This window comes from Mycobacterium sp. TH-M82 (assembly GCF_057473605.1).
The window spans coordinates 1-17,529 of the sequence record NZ_JBYCKY010000008.1; the positions used below are offsets into that span (position 1 = coordinate 1).

7 protein-coding genes and 1 pseudogene are annotated in these 17,529 nt (G+C 67.5%); 3 read left to right on the plus strand and 5 right to left on the minus strand.

All coding sequences use genetic code 11. The annotated features are described in order from the left end of the window. Positions 1-220 precede the first annotated feature (220 nt). From AC2VON_RS00125 to AC2VON_RS00135, 3 genes and pseudogenes are all read left to right on the plus strand, one after another. The gene (locus AC2VON_RS00125) at positions 221-2,617 is read left to right on the plus strand and encodes an ABC transporter permease (RefSeq protein ID WP_486951124.1); all 2,397 of its coding nucleotides are present in this window, start codon (positions 221-223) and stop codon (positions 2,615-2,617) included. Positions 2,618-2,975: 358 nt separating this feature from the next. Continuing rightward, positions 2,976-3,474 (plus strand): annotated as a pseudogene (locus AC2VON_RS00130) (amidase family protein); the annotation flags it as partial. A 199-nt stretch (positions 3,475-3,673) separates the two neighbouring features. Next, positions 3,674-3,976, plus strand: coding sequence for an amidase family protein (locus tag AC2VON_RS00135; protein WP_486951125.1), 303 nt, complete (start codon positions 3,674-3,676; stop codon positions 3,974-3,976). 22 nt (positions 3,977-3,998) lie between these two features. On the opposite strand, the gene AC2VON_RS00140 is transcribed toward AC2VON_RS00135, so the two are convergent. From AC2VON_RS00140 to AC2VON_RS00160, 5 genes are all read right to left on the minus strand, one after another. Continuing rightward, on the minus strand, positions 3,999-4,994 hold the full coding sequence (locus tag AC2VON_RS00140; RefSeq protein WP_486951126.1) for an ABC transporter ATP-binding protein: 996 nt from the start codon (positions 4,992-4,994) through the stop codon (positions 3,999-4,001). Positions 4,995-4,997: 3 nt separating this feature from the next. Continuing rightward, on the minus strand, positions 4,998-6,047 hold the full coding sequence (locus AC2VON_RS00145; protein ID WP_486951127.1) for an ABC transporter permease: 1,050 nt from the start codon (positions 6,045-6,047) through the stop codon (positions 4,998-5,000). Positions 6,048-6,406: 359 nt separating this feature from the next. After that, positions 6,407-7,237 carry an SDR family NAD(P)-dependent oxidoreductase gene (locus AC2VON_RS00150; RefSeq protein ID WP_486951128.1) on the minus strand — a complete coding sequence of 277 codons (831 nt, stop codon included), beginning with the start codon at positions 7,235-7,237 and terminating at the stop codon, positions 6,407-6,409. 45 nt (positions 7,238-7,282) lie between these two features. After that, positions 7,283-12,766, minus strand: coding sequence for an amino acid adenylation domain-containing protein (locus AC2VON_RS00155; RefSeq protein ID WP_486951129.1), 5,484 nt, complete (start codon positions 12,764-12,766; stop codon positions 7,283-7,285). Further along, a partial coding sequence (locus AC2VON_RS00160; protein ID WP_486951130.1) for a type I polyketide synthase occupies positions 12,756-17,529 on the minus strand: 4,774 nt, incomplete at its 5' end. The genes AC2VON_RS00160 and AC2VON_RS00155, both read right to left, overlap by 11 nt.

The following is a 17,529-nucleotide window of genomic DNA, read 5'->3' on the forward strand; positions in this document are numbered from 1 at the left end:
CCGACGACGCCCCCCGGCTGATCTCCCTTCTCGACGGTGAGATCGAAGCCGACAGCGGCCAGGTCCAACTACCTCGCGATCTGGCATGGCTCGCGGACCGCTAGCCGCGACCTTCGGAGTTCTCCGACTCATCAATTTCCGGGCCATCCGCAGGCACTCCCTCCGCGCCGCGTTGGCCGCGTTCTCACTCGGCGGCGGCGTTGCCGTTGTGGTGGCGGTCATGATCGAAACCACCAGCGTCAGCACTGCTATCGACGACGTCGGCTACCGGATCGCCGGACCCGCCCCGTTACGTATCGTCGGCGCCGCCACCCGAGGCGGCATCGGCCCTGCCGTCATCGACAGTGCGCGTGCGGTGCCAGGCGTGTCGTCGGTGGTCCCCGTCATCCGCGGGGTGACGCCCATCCGCAATGGCACCCGGGAGACATTCGGCCTGAGCCTAGGGGTCGACTGCTCGGCGCAATGGATCGTCAATCCAAAGGTATGCGAGGCGGGGCAACGGGAACCACCACCGGCCACATCCGATGTCCTCGGCAGTTCCCTGGAGCCCTCTGCCACGCTGGTGACCGACGCCGGGCAGCTCTCGATGGACAAGTTCCAGCGAGTAGCAGACCTGGACAGCGTCAACAACGGGCTGGTGGCGGTGCTGCCGCTGAGCGTGGCCAAAGTACAGTTCGCCCGATCCGATCGGGTCGACATGGCATACGTCACGCTCGCCGAGGGCGCCAGCGCACCGGAAGTACAGACGCGCCTGGTCGACGCGCTGGGACCCGGGTTCAACATCCAGACCCGCAGCGAGCCGGCCCGGGGGTTCAACGTCAACGACGTTCTGCTCCCCCTGCTGGCGATTTTCGCTCTCATCTCAGTCGGCGTCGGCGTCATCCTGATCGCCCAGATCACCCGGTTGTCGGTCGAGGAACGCCGACACGAGATCGCGATCGCCGCCGCGCTGGGCGCATCGCCGTCGTCCATCGTCACCGGGTTCCTCAGCGAGGCTGCGCTGCTCGGTGCAGCGGGCTCGGCGGTGGGGGTCATGACCGGCATTGTCATCGCCAACCCACTGGTGGCGAGCGCAAGTGAGCTGACCGAGCGTTTCCTCGGCGTCACCGTGCCCGTCATCCTCAATCCACTGATCCTGGTGGCCGGGCTCGCAGCCGGCGTGCTGCTGGCGGTTGTTGCCGCGGTGATCCCCAGCCTCTCCGCGGCGAACACGCCGATAGCGGCCGAACTCTGCGGGCGCGCAACCCAAGAGCAGACCACAGCGGCGAGGATCTGGCTCAAAGCGGTAGCGCTGTTGGCGGTCGGGCTGGCCGGCGTCGCCGCCGCGAGGCTGGCCACGCTGTCGGGTGGCCTCGAGCCGTGGCAGGCGGGCGTCGCCGACGGCGGTGCTGTTACCGCGATCATCGGATTGCTCATGGCCACGGCGTATCTGAGCGCGCAGGCCATCACCACAGTGCGGCCCCGGGCCGATCGCAAACATGGTGCGACGGTCAGAATAGCGCTCACCGCGCTGCGGGCGGACCGGTCGCGTACAGCCGCGATCTCCGGTGCCGTCGCGGTTCCGGTCGTGGTGGCGATCCTGCTTTCCGGATTTCTCATCGCGATTCATCGCGGTGCGGTGGACGTCGCCGAGGCGCAGGCGCGGGACCGGGTCGCGATCACCACCACGCGGTTCGCCGACTACGGACCGATCGACGCCAGGTTCGCACCGAATACCATGGCGAAACTCAATGCGCTACCCGGGGTGACGGACACCGAGCGAATGGCCGAAATCGAGATCAGCCTGCGGGACGGATCATTGGCTCATATTTACGCACAGGACCGGCTGGCCGTTCCTTTCGGATTGCTGGAGGGACAGGCCGCGAAGGCGAGCGTTGACGCCAATCAACTGGTCATCGGCGGTGTGCTGGCTCGCGAGAAGGGTCTTCACATCGGCGACACGCTTGTTTTCGGGACCGGACTGGACGCTCAGGCAATGACCATCGGCTCGATTGTGGCCACCCCCGAGTACGGCGGCCGAAGGATCTATATGCCTTACCGGACCGCTGAACAGATTTTCGGTCGGCAGCCTGCGGGTCTGCTCTTCGTCACACCGGCCGCGGGATTCAGTGTCGGCCAAGTCGTAGACAATATCGAGTCTGCGAAATTCGATCAGCCCGTCCGAGCGGCGGACACCAGCGGGTACGCAGCGGATATCGCCACCGCTATCGCGCGGTATCTCACGCCATTGAATACGCTCAAATACGGCTTGCTCGCCATCGCTTTTATCTCGGTGCTGTCTACCCTGCTGCTCGTCGGGATACGACGCCGGCGCGAGGTGGCTTTGCTACGGGCACTCGGCGCCACTCGGTTCAAAGTGTTCAGTATCACCACCGTCGAGGCTGTTATCGCCGGCGCGGCAGGCGGCTTATTCGGTGCCGTCCTCTCCATCGCGATCATCGAAGCCGTTCGGCGGGCGGCAATCGTCAATGTGGGGCTCATCACTCCGATGGTATTTCCGTTGTCGGACGCAGTGATGTACGCGGTGCTGGCCACGATCGCCGCGGTGTTTGCGGCGGTGATCCCGGCATGGAAAAGAACCCGGGCCGCTCCAGCGACCGAACTTCGCGAAGAGTAACTCAATTCGCAACCGCAGACGTCGTTCAGCACGTCCACCGGAAGGTAGTACCGTCGGTACGGCGGAAGGACGGGTGATGGCTACCGCTGGTGATGAGGAGCTGGTATTTGCCGGGGTGGCGCGTCAGGCGCAGCGCTACGGGAGCGTCAGGTGTCGCCCCACGAACTGGTGACGCTCTATCTGGACCGGATCGCCCGACTGGACCCGGTGCTGAACGCCTTTCGGGTGGTCCTGGCCGACCAGGCGACGGCCGAAGCGGCGCAGGTGGAGCGGCGGCTGGCCGCCGGGGAGGAACTGCCGCTGGCGGGGCGTGCCGATAGCGGTCAAAGACGACACCGACGTGGCCGGGGTCTCGTCGATGTGCGGCACCGGCATCGACATGGGCCCGGCGAGCACCGACAGCGCCGCGGTACGGCGCCCTCGGGAGGCCGGGGCGGCGATCATCGGCAAGACGCATTTGTCGGAGTCCGGTGCGCATGCCGGCAGCCTGTTGCGGGCTGGCGGGCCTGAAGGGCCAGCGTGGGCGCATCAGCACCAAGCAATCACCCGAGCGGGCCTACCGGTTCCACGGCCTGAATCACATCGGGCCGCTGGCCCGCAGCGTTGCCGACACGGCCGTGCGGCACGACGTGATGACCGGCGTCGAGCCCAACGACGAGATTGCCGCACCGCCGCCGGCCCCGCCGCTGATGGATGCGGTGTCGCGCCCGCCCGGCCGGCTGCGGATCGCGATGTCGTTCAAGCCGGTGGTCCCGGTGCCGATCAGCGACGAGGCGCGCCGCCCGGTGCTGGCGGCCGCCGATTTACTGCACTCACTCGGCCACGACGTCGTCGAGCGTGACCCGGTCTATCCGGCGGTTGCGATCGCCGCGGTGCTGGCGGTGTTCATGAATGGGTTCCGCCATGAAATCGAGCGCCTGGAAAGACCTGAGCTGCTGGAGCGTCGCATGCAGGCCGAGGCGCGCACCAGCCGACTGGCTGGCGCGCCGCGCGCTCGTCGCCCGGTACCCGCTGACGGAGCGCTCACTGAGGCCGATCGCCGACTGCGATGTCCTGATGACGCCGGTGCTGGCCAAGCCGCCGGTACGGGTCGGGTACTTCGAAGGATGGGGGCCAACCCGGGGCATTCTGCGGGTATTCACATTCATCCCGTTTTGTTTCCCGCAGAACTACAGTGATCAGCCCGCGATATCGATTCCGGCCGGGATATCCGCCGGCGGCTTGCCGCAAGCGGTCCATCTGACCGGACCAGCCAACGACGAGGCCACACTTATTTCGCTTGCCGCACAACTAAAATCAGCTCGTCCATGGGCACACCACCGGCCACCGAACGCAGCCCCGGTATGCCCCGCCGGATAGCGCAATCCAACCCAGCCCGGTTCTACTCGATGTCGATCTCGTGATGCTCGATGAGGTTACGGTCCGTGGAGGTCTCGAGTAGCCTGCGGAATGCCTGCACGCTGTAGCCGGTGACGGTTGCGTCGGTGCGGGCGCGCACCGTGGCCGAGCGGGCGACGCGGAACAACGGTCCGATCTCGCCGACATGGTCGCCGGCTCTGACGACCTTGAGCAGCTCCTCGCCGCCGTCCGCCGATTCCCGAACGACCTCCAGCTCGCCGTCGTCCACGACGTAGATCAGCTCTCCCATACTGCCCTGCTCGAACAGCACCGAACCGCTTGTCAGACTCAGGGTTTGGGCCTCGTGATCGACCGGGGTGAAATCGGGCACCAGTTTGACCACCCGGTCGGCGAACGGCAGGATACGGGTGTCGTGAGCGGCGACCACGACGATGCGGTCCCCGCTTGCCAACTCCCGGATGAGCCGCAGCACCTCTTCCACCTGAACATAGTCGAGGTGGGCCGTGGGCTCGTCGGCCAGCAGCAGCGGTGGGTCCAACGCGACCGCGCGGGCCACCGCCACCCGTTGCTGCTGTCCGCCACTGAGGTCACCGGGCCGGTGCCTCATGCGGTCCTGCAACCCCACTCGGGTCAGCAGATCCCTGGCGCGTTCCCGCGCGGCCCGCCGCGACCATCCGGCCGCCCACAACGGCACCATCACATTCTCTGCCGCGGTCAGGCTCGCCACCAGGTTGAACGACTGAAAAACAATGCCCACAGTGCGATGCCGGTACCGGGTCAGCTTGCGGCGCTCCAGCGCGGTGACATCGATGTCACCGATCTGGATCCGCCCGGACGTCGGGCTGAGGATGCCGCCGATACACGACAGCAGCGTGGTCTTCCCGCATCCGCTGGGCCCCAAAACGATCACCAGTGATCCGCCGGTGATCTCCAGATCCAGCCCGTTGATCGCGCGGACCACCTCCCCGCCGCCGCGGCGGTACTCGACGACGAGGTCTTTGATGCGCAGATCACCCATGCCTCAAGGCCCCCCGAACGCCAGCACCGGGTCGATGGCCACCGCATGCCGCAAACTCGCCACACTGGCCAACAGGCCGATCACCACCGCGGTCGCCACCAACAGCGCGAAAGAGGAGTAGGTGATCGCCACCAGCATGGGAAACAGCGGCCCCAGCACCACCGCCACCAGGCCACCCAGCAGCGCTGCGGCCACCGCGACCAGCACCGCCTGCATCGTCAGCCCGGCCAGCACCGACCCGGTGTTAACGCCGATGGCTTTGAACACCGCGAAATCCCGGGTGCGCTCCAACGCGGACAGATAGACCAGCGACCCCACGATCAGCACCGCGACCGCCCACAACAGGATCGCCATGTACGAAAACGCCATCAGCGCCCCGTGCAGTGGGCGCACCATGTCATCGACGGCAGCCTGGCGATCCACGATGCGATAGCCCGCCGGCGCCTGCGCGGGTGCACCGCGCAAGCCGATCGCGGTGACCACCCGCTGCCCGGAGAACATCAGCCGCTGCGCCCCCTCGACGGTCAAGAACGCATTGGGCTGGCCCGCGAGGGTGGTCGACTTGTCGACCAGCCCCACGATCCGCAGCTGCTTCGCACCGACCTCGACGTCGTCGCCGATGGACCGTCCCAGGGTGGTCGACATGGCGACCTCACCGGAATTCGACGGCGCCCGTCCCTTCGCGATCGGCGGCATGCCCATCCCGTGGGCGGGCACGCCGTAGACATTGATGTTCTCCGGCGAGCGCTGATCCTGCAGGATGATATTGCCGTAGACCACCGGGACCGCGGACTGAACACCCGGCAGGTGTTCCACGCGCGGCATCTCGGCTTCCGGAAACCTCGCCGCACCCATGAACGGGCCCGCCGCGCCGTCCGGGATGAGGTAGGTGTCGATGCCAAGCGAATCGACCACGTGCTGGGCCTCGACCCGAAAACCCTTGGCCAGCCCGGCCAGGGTAAGTGTCAGCGCAAACACCAATCCGGTGCCGATGGATGCGATCACAAAGCGCCGCAGACGCCACTGCAGGTCTCGCACGGCGGTGATCAACATTCTCATGCCCGTACGCCCTCGCAGTTCACCTATGTACCAACGCTCGAGGGAAGGTCTGCGCCGCCGCTTCGGCGGCGAGACCCGGGGCCGGACAATCGACTAGCCGCAACGCGGGGTGGTGGTCAATCGCGCGGCCCTGTCTCGCTGTGCAGATAAACACGTACTTTACCAGCGCAGCGTCTGTTACGTTAGCAGCATTAGCAGCATTAGCAGCATTAGCAGCATTAGCAGCATTAGCAGCATCGGCAGCACCGACGACATCGGTGGGAATCGGCTCACGTCGCACACCCGGGGCCGTCTCTGCGCGGACCATAGCAACCTCTCTACACGCCAAGATGTCGTCAAGGCGCGTCTACTCGCTAGGGCTGACTGCCCAGGAGCCGGATCAGTCGGTCGCGTAACTCGAACGGCAGCATCGGAACTGCCGTCACCTGTAGTTTCGCCCTCAAGCCGACGACATAGCGTGCCCTGGGTCTGCGTGCGGTCAACGCCTTTTCGACGACGGTGACCACGTCGTCGACCGGCACGACGAACCGTTGGAACCGCTGGGTGAATTTTTTCATGCCGGCGATGTGCTTGGCGTACAGGTCACGATGCTCCGGACTCATCACGGCCTCGGCCTGCGCGACCAGGGCGTCGGTGGTGCGCCACATGTCGGTGTCGGTCGACGGGGGTTCTACGACGATGACCGGAATATGCCACGGCGCCAGTTCGACCCGCAGCGCCTCGGCGGCACCTTCGAGCGCGAACTTCGACGCGCAGTATGCTCCGACCATCGGTACGGATAGCTGGCCATTGGTGCTGGAAATGAACACGACCCGGCCCCGCGATTCGCGCAGTCGCGGTAACACGGCCTGGGTCACTGCGAGTTGGCCGGTCACATTGACATCGAGTTCGCGGCGGAATTCTTCGACCGGAAGCGCTTCCAGGGGCCCGGGCACCACGATGCCGGCGTTGTTGACCACCGCGTCGAGCCGCTGACCCAGCGATTGGTCCAGTGCGGCAACCTGCCCGGCGTCGGTGACGTCGAGGAGCACCGACGATATGCGCTCTGGATTCTCCGCGGCGATTTCGGCGGCGTCCTGCTCCTTACGTACCGCGGCCACCACATCCCAGCCCCTGTCCGCAAGGTGTGTGGCGATCGCTCTCCCGATCCCGCGAGACGCACCGGTTACCAGGACGGATGGCATGGCTCCCACTCTCTCACTGTAGTCATCTGCTCAGAAGTCATCTGCTCAGAAGCGGTAGGTGGTGCAGCCGACCTCGACACCCGAGCCGACCGTGACGATCAGCGCAATGTCGCCCGGCTGCACCAGTCCTCGTTGCCGGGCATGCTCGAGCCCGTACGGCAGCGCGGATGTGAACGGGTCGGTATCGACGTCGAGGTCGACGAACCGTGATCTTCCGATGTCGACCCGCGCTGCCAGTTCGCTGACGGCTGCCTGGGACAACCGTGGCGGCAACACGATCGCGATGTCGGCGGGTTCGAGTCCTTCGAGCGCCAGGAGTTCCTTGACCGCCGAGGGTATGCAGCTCAGATAGATGCCGAGGAGGTTCGGGTCGCGGTCAATCTGCAGCCAGGTCCGCCCATCTCGGTGCTGAGTGTAGGTGGCGAGCGCTCCCCTGTGCTCGGGGTGGTGGTGGAAGACGAACCGGCCAAATCCTTCTGAGCCTGCTGCGGTGTCGCTTCGGCTCAGCAGTACGGCCGAGCCCATTTGGCTGATGCCGTTTAACGGGTAGCCGCTCTCGGGGGTGTTGTTTTCTATCTCGGAGGCAAGCACCATCGCATGGTCGGTCTTTCCCGCTCCGATCATTCCGGCGGCGACGTGACATGCGTTGAGGAAGCCGACCGCGCCGTTGAGGATGTCGAAGGCGAAGGTCTTCGGCCCGTCCGGAGATTGCACGTCGGGGTTGATCTCGAGTTCGCCGGCGACGAGTGCGGCAACCGCGGGTTCGCTGAGGAAGTCGTCGCGGTAGACGCCGGTGTGGATGATCAGGCCCACCGCTGACCGGTCCAGGGCACTGTGGTCCAGGCAGACCTCTGCCGCTTGAACCGCGAGCCCTATCGAACTCGATGCTTCCGGTGCGCCCGCAATGCCGACACTGTCGATGCGCACCCGCGGGGTCGGCGGCAGCTCTTTGCCACTGTGGGCACCGTGGGCACTGTGGGCACCGTGGGCACCGCCGCCGCGGCTGTGCTGACCGCCGGCTGCCCGACGCATCCGGTCGGGTAGGTCGTCGAAGGTGTACAGCGCGGTGCCGACGGTCTGTCCGGAGCCGGTGATGGAGAAGACCACGTTGTCTCCGGAGTTGATCCGGTTGCTGCGAATGTAGTCAGCCAGCGCGACGAAGTGCGTCGTGGTGGCGGTGTTGCCCCGCTCGGCGAGGTTGCAGATGGTGTTGTCCCGGTTGGCCGCGGCCCGCCCCAGCAACTGATTGATGGCGCGGATGCCGTCGTTGATCGACGCCTCCGAGGTCTGGTGCATCAGCAGGTGATCACAGGTCTCCGGCCGCCAACCGTGCCGTGCCATGACCCCGGTGACATAAGGAACCGAATGCTTGACGGCGACAGCGGTCTGTGTCACCGAGTCGGTGACCATGATCGCCCCGCCGTGTGGGCCGTCGGTCGCCTTGCCGATGCATAGCTCGGCATATTTGCTGAGCGTGGCCATGTCGATATCGTGGAAGCCGACTCGGTCGCCTGCCCCGCGCTCCAGAACCACCGCCGCGCCGGCGTCGCCGACGGTGAGACAGGCCAGCCGCGGATCCATCGGCCCCTCGATCTCCTGCTGCGCGGTCTCGGTGATGTGGCTGATGTATTCACCGCTGACCACCAGGGCCGACCGAATCAGCCCGGTCTTCAAAAACGCGTCCGCAACGGTGATGCCGGTGAACATGCCCGCACACGCATTGCTGATGTCGAAGGAGACCGCATTGGTCAGGCCGCACTGATCGCGCAGCCGCGAGGCGGTGCCGGGTTCGAAGGTGAACATCTCCGGGCCGTCATAACGGGAGATGTTGCAGGCGATGACCAGGTCGATCTCCTCGGGCAGATAGCTCGACCGGGACAGGCAGTCCGCCGCAGCCTGCCGGGCGAGGTCGATCGAGAACTCGCCGTCACCGGCCACCCGGCGGCTCTTGATGCCGGTCAGACGTTCCAACGGTATGCGAACCTCGTTGGTGCATCCCGCCAGCACCGCCTCGGTCGACACTGCGCGCGGCGGCAGGTAGACGCCGAGACTTTCGATCACCGTGTTTCGTATTCCGTTGGCGCCCGCTGTGACCGGCCGCCCGGGAACGGCGAAACCGGCCTCGACTGTGGGGACGGTGGACTGGCTCGCCGGCGGCTGTCCGGACTCCGGGCTCGTCACGTGGTCCGCGCCATCGTCGGCGAGCGGCCCGTATTCGGCGGCCAGCTCGGCGATCGTGCCGTAGACGAACGTCGACTCCGGGCGCAGCGGCAGGCCGACGTCGTTCGCACGTACCGAAACCTCCAGGCTCTGGGTGGAGGAACCGCCGAGGGCGAAGAAGTCGTCGGTGACACCGATGCGTTCCAAACCGAGTGCCTCACACCAGATCTCGGATAAGATCTGCTCTGTACGGTTTCGCGGTGCGACGAATTCCGAGGGTTGCGACGTCAGCGCCTCGTCGGCCGCCAGTAACGCGCGGCGGTCCACCTTCCCGCTCGACGTGAGCGGTAGGGCACTCATCACGTGGAAGACGGCGGGCACCATCGCGGCGGGGAGCAGCTCCAGCAGGAAGCGCCGCAACTCGGCAGTTGACGGCACAGTTAGCACAGCCGGAGCAGTAGGCGCAGCCGGCGCAGTGCCCTGAGCATCCTCTGCCAGCACGATATGAGCGACAAGCAGGGTGTTGTCGGTGGTTCCCTCGTTCGCAGCCACCACGGCGCTCTCGGCCACTGCGGGGTGTTTCGTCAGCGCGGCCTCCACCTCACCCGGCTCGATCCGGAAACCGCGGATGCTCACCTGGTTGTCCACCCGGCCCAGGAATTCGATGTTGCCGTCGGGCAGGTATCGGGCCAGATCACCGGTGCGGTAGAGCAGTTGGCCCGGGCGGTCGCTGAATGGGTCGGCAACGAAGCTGGCCGCCGTCGTGTCCGGCCGATTGAGGTAGCCGCGTCCGACCCCGACCCCGCCGATGAACAGCTCGCCGGGCACACCCACCGGCACCTGTTGGCGATGAGCGTCCAAGAGGTGGATGCGCACGTTGGCGATCGGTCGACCGATCGGGACCACTGGGCCGGATACGCCGCGCTCGCAGTGGAAATGGGTGACGTCGATCGCGGCCTCGGTGGGTCCGTACAGGTTGTACAACTCGGCGCCCATGCCCGGCACCGACAGGAACCGGTCCCGCAGATCATACGGCAGCACTTCGCCGCTGCAGAACACCCTGCGCAGTCCGACACAGCCGACGACACTGGGCTCGGCGAGGAAGCGGTACAGCATCGACGGGACGAAATGCATTGTGGTGATGCCTTTTTCGATGATGGTTCGAGCCAGATAGGCGGCGTCCTTGTGGCCCTCGGGTGCTGCGATCACAACCCGTGCGCCGGCGATCAGCGGCCAGAAGATCTCCCAGACGGCGGGGTCGAAACTGATCGGGGTCTTGTGTAAGACCCGGTCATCGGCGCTCAGCGGGTAGGTGTGCTGCATCCACAGCAGCCGGTTACGAATCCCGGCGTGGGCGTTGAGTGCGCCCTTCGGCGTACCGGTTGAACCGGACGTATAGATGACGTAGGCGAGGTTCGTCGATGTCGTGCCTGCGACAGGGGCCGCGGTGGCGGTGCCGTCCGGGGTCGATGACGTCGACGGTGAATCCAGGCACAGCCGGGCGCCGGTGAAGTCCGCCGGCACATGACCCAGGTGCCGGCGGTGCGTGACGCAGGCCGGCGCCTCCGGCACGTCGGCCAGCATCGCGGCCATGCGTTGCGCGGGCTGGGCCGGGTCCAGCGGTAGGAACGCACCTCCTGCCTTGAGGACACCCAGCAGCGCCACCACCAGGTCCTCGGAGCGGTCCAGCAAAACCGGCACCACGACGTCGGGACCGACACCGAGGCGCTGGAGCCGATGCGCCAGACCGTTGGCCCGGAGGTCGAGTTCTGCGTAGGTCAACTCGGTGAACTCGCCGTCGGCACAGGTCACGGCGACGGCGTCCGGGGTGCGCGCGGCCGTTGCTGCCACCATCTCGTGCAGGCAGGCCGGGGCTTGGGAGTCGGGGTAGTCGACCCGGGTTTCGTTCCATGCGGCAAGCTGGCGGTGCTCGTCGACGGTGAGCAGCGGCAGCCGTGAAACGCGCTGGCCGGGATCTGCGGCGATACCGTCCAGCAGCGTCGTGAAGTGCCGGGCCATCCGCTCGATCGTCGCGGCGTCGAAAAGGTCGGTGTTGTACTGCAGCGCGCCGGTCAGGTTGCCGTCGTGCTCACCCATCTGCATCAGCAGATCGAACGGTGCGCCGCCCTGTCCGATGTGCAGGGTTTCCAGCTGCAGCCCACCACGTGCCGAGCCGGGGCCGTCGGAGAACCGCCGGGTCTGCTCCCAGGCGAACGAAGCCTGGAACAGCGGGGTGCGGCCCGCATCGCGCGCCGGCGCAAGCCGCTCGACGAGCAGCGCGAAGGGGTAGTCCTGGTGTGCCAGCGCGCCGAGCACGGTGTCTTTGACCCGGCCGAGCAACGACGTGAATGTCGGGTCGCCATCCAGGTCGACACGCAGGGCCATCGGATTGGAGAGGTAACCAACCAGATCGGTCAGCCCGGCCCGGTCGCGGCACGCGAACGGCGAGCCGACGATCACGTCATCCTGGCCGCTGTAGCGGTGCAGCAGCGCGGCGTAAGCGGCGAGCAGCGTCATGTAGGGCGTTGCGCCGCTGGCCCGCCCGGCTTGCTTCAGGCCGGCCGTTGTCCGGGCGTCGATGGTGAAGCGTGCAACGGCGCCCCGGTAGGTCTGGACGGCCGGTCGCGGCCGGTCGGTGGGCAATGCAAGGATCGGCAGGTCACCGCGGAGCTGCTCACGCCAGTAATCCCAGAGGCGTTCTCCTTGCGCACCGGCCAGCGTCCGGGTCTGCCGCTCGGTGTAGTCGATGTAGCTTTCCGCCAGTGGCGCAGGCGGATCCGCGCCGTGCTCGGCGGCATACAGGAGGCGAAGCTCGTCGAGAATGACGTCGGCAGACCAGAAGTCGACGGCGATGTGGTGCACCGCCAGCAGCAGGACATGCTCATCGGGTGCGCGCTCGAGCAGCGTCAGCCGCAACAGCGGGCCGGTGTGCAGGTCGAAAGGCCGATCGGTCTCTCGGCGAATCCATTCGTCGAGCTCGAGCTCGCCCGGGCCCAGGCTGTGCCGGGCGATTCGCAGCGGCCAGTGCGGATGAACGAGTTGAACCGGCTGCCCGTCGCGCTCGGCGTAGGTGGTCCGCAACATGGGGTGCCGGTCGACGAGTGCCTGCGCCGCGTGTTCCAGTGCCGGCACATCGAGCGCACCGCTGATCCGCCCGGCATAGATGATGGTGTAGGCAGCGCTCTGCGGTGCCAGCTTATGGATGAACCACAGGGATCGCTGCCCGTAGGACAACGGATGCGGCGAAGCCGACTCCGCTGCTTCTGCCATGAGAAGCTGGGACAACAGGGCCCGTTTTCTCTCGGGAGAAAGACCGGAGATGTCGGGGATCGCTGGGACGTCAGAGATCCCAGTGGGTCTATCCGTCATGTTTTCCCTCCTTCACGGCAAGGTCGCACCCGGCCTCCTGTTGAGCGAGGACTTTTCGGAGCAGCTCGTCCACGTCATCGTCGGAGAGCTCGGGCACCCGGGCGAGCAGGTCGACGCCGCGTGCCGAAACGACACCGGTCTCTGCGGGCCGGGCTTTTTCCTGTGGGGGTGTCTGCGGCGGCCGCACTCCGTCGGGCCGCGACGCGTCTGCGCCGGACGCCATCACGGAGAGCTGATCGCTGAGCCAGCGCGAGACGCTGGCCACACTCGGGCCGTCCAGCAGCCGGGCGACCGGCACCTCGATGCCTAGGTCGCGTTCAACCTGGATACGCAGCTCCAACGTGGTGAGCGAGTCGACACCGAGGCTGTTCAGCGGCGCCTGAACGTCCAGGCTCGATGGGGCCATGCCGAGCTTGCCGGCGGTGAGATCGCGTAAGTACGACTCCAGCAGCCGCTGACGCTCCGGTGGTGCGGCGCCCTGAAGCGCGCCGTAGAGTCCGCCTCCGGGCTCGGGCGCACCGCCGTCGCCACGGCGCGCGTCTCCCAAAGTGCCCGGCTGGCGGTCGGATTCGGCATTGCCGTCGCCGCGGGTCGGCCGTGCCACGTAGCGGCGGTAGCCGCGAAGTGCGACGTCAACGTCAACGTCAGGGCCGCCCGACCATATCTCGTGAAACAGCGCCCGGAGCTCTTCTGGACCGCCATGCACGGACAGGTCGACACGGGTGCAGGGCAGCTCCGGATGCTCCGCGAGCTCCTGTCCGATGTTGCTGCCCGACCTGGGGGCCTGGCCGGTCGTCACGGGTTCGGCATGCAGGTCTGCGGTGTCGGCCACTTGCGCACCGCGGGTCACCAGCCAAAGACGCGGCGGGTCCGGCCAGCCGGCCCGCGACAGGGCCTGCAGCACCGGCCCCGGGGTGGTGGCCCACTGCCCATCAGCCGAAGCGCCGGTCCGCAGACTCCACAGATGCACCACGCCGCGGCAGGGTGGTCGCGCGGCACCGAACGCGTCTTCGAGGAGGCGCCGAAAATGCCTGGGCTGTGCGGGATCGAGACGGTAGCTGTCAGGTGTCAGACGTTCGACATCGCCCAAGCCTGGGACCGGCTCGACCAACACACATGATTGAGATCGCGATTCCAGGTGGTCTCGCAGCGTGTCGGTCACCGCGCCGCCATCGCTGAGGATGAGCCAGCTTCCCGCTTCGACCGACTGCCTCGGCGCGTCTATCCCGCCGTCGGCCCGGATAGACGCGGGTTGCCACCGCAGCAGGTGACCCGACGACGATGTGGTGGATGTGCTGAACATCTCGCCCGGGATCCGTCGCAGCCGCAGCCCGCGGGCCGCCGCGACGATCTCGCCGCTGCCGCGCAACAGGTACACATCGCCTGTCACGGTGTCCGGGCCAGGGTCAGATTCGTCAGATCCGGATCGCAACACCGCGTGGCACCATGTGCCATCCGCGAACGGGCCGCGTGATCGCAGCTCCGTCAGTCCCACCGGCAGATAGATATCCGATGACTGGCTGTCGGCGGACTCGGGAAGCGTGGCGGCCAGCACCGGAAAACATGCGTCGAGAACGATGGCGTCGACGCCGTCGACGCCGTCGACGCCGTCCACGCGGTCGCCGGCGGCGGCGCCGCCCGCCCCATCCGATGTGAGCCGGGCGATCGCCTCGCCGTCACGACGCCAGATCGTCTCTAGGGCCTGGAATTTCGGCCCGTACTGCAGACCATGCTCGACCAGCCGCCGGTAAAACGACGAGCCGGGAATCTCCTGCGTGCAGCTGACTCGGGCGGCGTCCAGGGGGTGCGGGTCGCCGTCGGTGGCGTCCGGTTCACCGGCAATGTTGGCGATGGTGGCAATCGTGCCGTCGGCGAGCAGCGACCACCGCACAGCCTCTGTAGCCCCGGTCGCCTCCGGTTCGGCGCTGTAGCACAGGAACGACCCCGCGCCGGTGGGGTCTTGCTGCAGGACGAGCTGAAGGGTGCGCGGCTCGGCGTCGACGAACGCCAGGGGCCGGTGCAGGGTGACGTCGCGGAGTACCCGTTCCGCCGATCCGAATGCCCTGGTCGCTCCGGCCAGGACGAGCTTGCCCAGCAGCGCGGCCGGAAGGATCACCGACCCGTGGACCCGATGGTCGGCCATCGCCGGTATCACGCCGGTGCCGATCTCGACCTCGGCTAACGCCGTCTCCGGGTGCACCGCCGAGCGCAGGGGCCCGCGCCAGGTCAGCGCACCGGTGTGGCCGGCGTCGCGCCGGGGCCCGGTAACGGCGGTGATGCTGCCCGCTTCCAGCCAGGAGTGGACCCGCTGCCACGGGTATGTCGGTGCGGCGATACAGCTGCTGCCCGCTGGATAGATCTGTTCCCAGGCAATCTGCTGGCCCAGGGTGTGCAGGGTGCCGAGCGAGGCGAGCATGGTCACACGTCCCTCGTCGTCACGGCGCATGGACGGCAGCAGCGTGGCACGCCGACCCAGGTCCTCGGCGTCCTCGCGGGCAGCGGCCAGCAGGATGGGGTGTGGGCTGATCTCGACGAACGTCTCGTGCCCGGCGTCGGCCAGTCGCCGCAGTGCCGGCGAGAAGCGCACCGGCGAGCGCAGGTTCTCCGCCCAGTAGTCGCGGTCGGGCAGCCGGTCGGTCAGCAGGTCCCCGGTGACCGCGGAGTAGACGGGTATCGCGGGTACCGTCGGCGTGATCCCCTCGAGCATGCCGCGCAGCTCGGCGGTGAGCTCGTCCATCTGCGGACTGTGGGACGCGACATCGACGTCGATCCACCGGCAGAACCGGTCGCGCTGCTCCAGCACCGCAACCAGATCGGCCAACACCGTTTGATCGCCGGACAGCACCGTGGATCGGTGGCTGTTGCTCGCGGCAATCGCGACCCGATCCTCCCGGCCGGCGATGAGTTGCTGTGCTTCGGCGGCCGTGACCTCGGCAACCATCATGGCCCCGCGGCCACGTACCCGTCGCAGCATCCGGGCGCGGGCACAGATCACCCGTGCGGCGTCTTCCAGGCTCAGCGCACCGGCGACATGCGCGGCCGCGACCTCGCCCATGCTGTGCCCCACCACCGCGGCGGGCTCGACCCCCCACGATCGCCAGAGCGCGGCCAGCGCCACCTGGACGGCGAAGATCGCCGGTTGAATCACGCCGACATCGGTGAGCCCGGTGAACTCGTGCCCGCCCGGCTCGGTGAGCACCGAGCGTCCCAGATGCACGCTTATCGCCCGGTCGCACTCTTGCAGGGCGCCGCGGAAGACCGGTTCCTCGTCGGCCAACCGCCGTCCCATGGCCTGCCACTGCGAGCCCTGGCCGGAGAAGACGAAAGTCACCGCCGGCGGGTGGCCGACACGGCAGTGTCCGACCGATAGGCCGGGCCGGGACTCGCCCCGCCGGTAGGCGGCCAGCGACTCGAGCATCGCGGCCCGGGAGTCTTTGACCACGCACAGCCGGTAGCCGTGGTGGCCGCGGCGCGCACCTGCGGTGTAGCACAGGTCGGCCAGCGACGCCCCGGAGACGAGCACCGCCTCGTACTCGCCGACCAACGCGGCCAGCGCCTCGGGCGACCGGGCGGAGATCGCCAGCAGCTCGGCCCGGTGCGAGCCGTCCGTGCCCTCCGTGTCCTCTGGGACGGGCGTGACCCGAACCTGCGGCGCCTCGGCGAGGACGACGTGAGCGTTTGTCCCGCCGAAGCCGAACGAGCTGACCCCGGCGACTGCCCGCCCACCGTTGTCCGGCCACGGGGTGAGGGTTTGCACCACGTCCAGCGGAAGGTGATCGAAGGGGATGTGCGGGTTGGGCTCGGTGAAGTTCAAACTCGCCGGGATCGCCCGGTGGTGCAGAGCCAACGCCACTTTGATGAGCCCGGCCACCCCGGCCGCCGCCTCCAGGTGGCCGATGTTGGTCTTGACCGAGCCGATGAGGCATCGGCTGCCCGGCGGGCGACCGTCCGCCAGCACCGCGCCCATCGCCTTGGCCTCGATCGCGTCGCCGAGCGCCGTTCCGGTGCCATGCGCCTCCACGTAGGAAACCGCGCCGGGCGAAAGACCCGCGCGTCGATAGGCGGTGGCCAGCACGGCTTCCTGCGCTCGCTCACCGGGTGCGATCAGGCCGTTGGTTCGGCCGTCGGAGTTGATGGCGCTGCCGCGGATCACCGCGTAGACCGGGTCGTTGTCGGCGAGCGCGCGGCTGAGCGGCTTGAGGACGACGACCCCGGCGCCTTCGCCCCGCACGTACCCGTTAGCGCCGGCGTCGAACGTTTTGCAGCGGCCGTCGGCAGACATCACCCTGGCCTTGGTGAAGTTGATCGCCAGCGCCGGCGACAGGATGACGTTCACGCCGCCGGCCAGCGCCAGCGTGCATTCGGAGTCCCGCAGGCTACGGCACGCCAGGTCGACGGCGACCAACGACGACGAACAGGCGGTGTCGATTGCCATGCTCGGCCCGTGCAAGTCGAACACGTACGACAGGCGGTTGGCGGCGATGCTCAACGCGTTCCCGGTGCTGGTGTAAGCGTCGACCAGCTGCGGCTGACCCAACCGCAGGTATCCGTAGTCGTTGGTGGCGATGCCGACGAACACCCCGGTGCGGCTGCCAGCCAGCCGCTCCGGCACCTGGCCGGCGTCTTCCAGCGCCTCCCAGGCCACCTCCAGCAGCAACCGCTGCTGGGGGTCCATCTGCGCCGACTCGCGCGGCGAGATGCCGAAGAATCGATAGTCGAAGCAGTCGATCCGCTCCAGGAAACCGCCGCGGCGGCTGACCGCG

Bases quoted from the DNA above. Each gene is read 5' to 3' on its own strand.
- AC2VON_RS00155 (WP_486951129.1), bottom strand. From the start codon at position 12,766: ATGACGGATAGACCCACTGGGATCTCTGACGTCCCAGCGATCCCCGAC.
- AC2VON_RS00150 (WP_486951128.1), bottom strand. From the start codon at position 7,237: ATGCCATCCGTCCTGGTAACCGGTGCGTCTCGCGGGATCGGGAGAGCG.
- AC2VON_RS00140 (WP_486951126.1), bottom strand. From the start codon at position 4,994: ATGGGTGATCTGCGCATCAAAGACCTCGTCGTCGAGTACCGCCGCGGC.
- AC2VON_RS00135 (WP_486951125.1), top strand. From the start codon at position 3,674: ATGACGCCGGTGCTGGCCAAGCCGCCGGTACGGGTCGGGTACTTCGAA.
- AC2VON_RS00145 (WP_486951127.1), bottom strand. From the start codon at position 6,047: ATGTTGATCACCGCCGTGCGAGACCTGCAGTGGCGTCTGCGGCGCTTT.
- AC2VON_RS00125 (WP_486951124.1), top strand. From the start codon at position 221: ATGATCGAAACCACCAGCGTCAGCACTGCTATCGACGACGTCGGCTAC.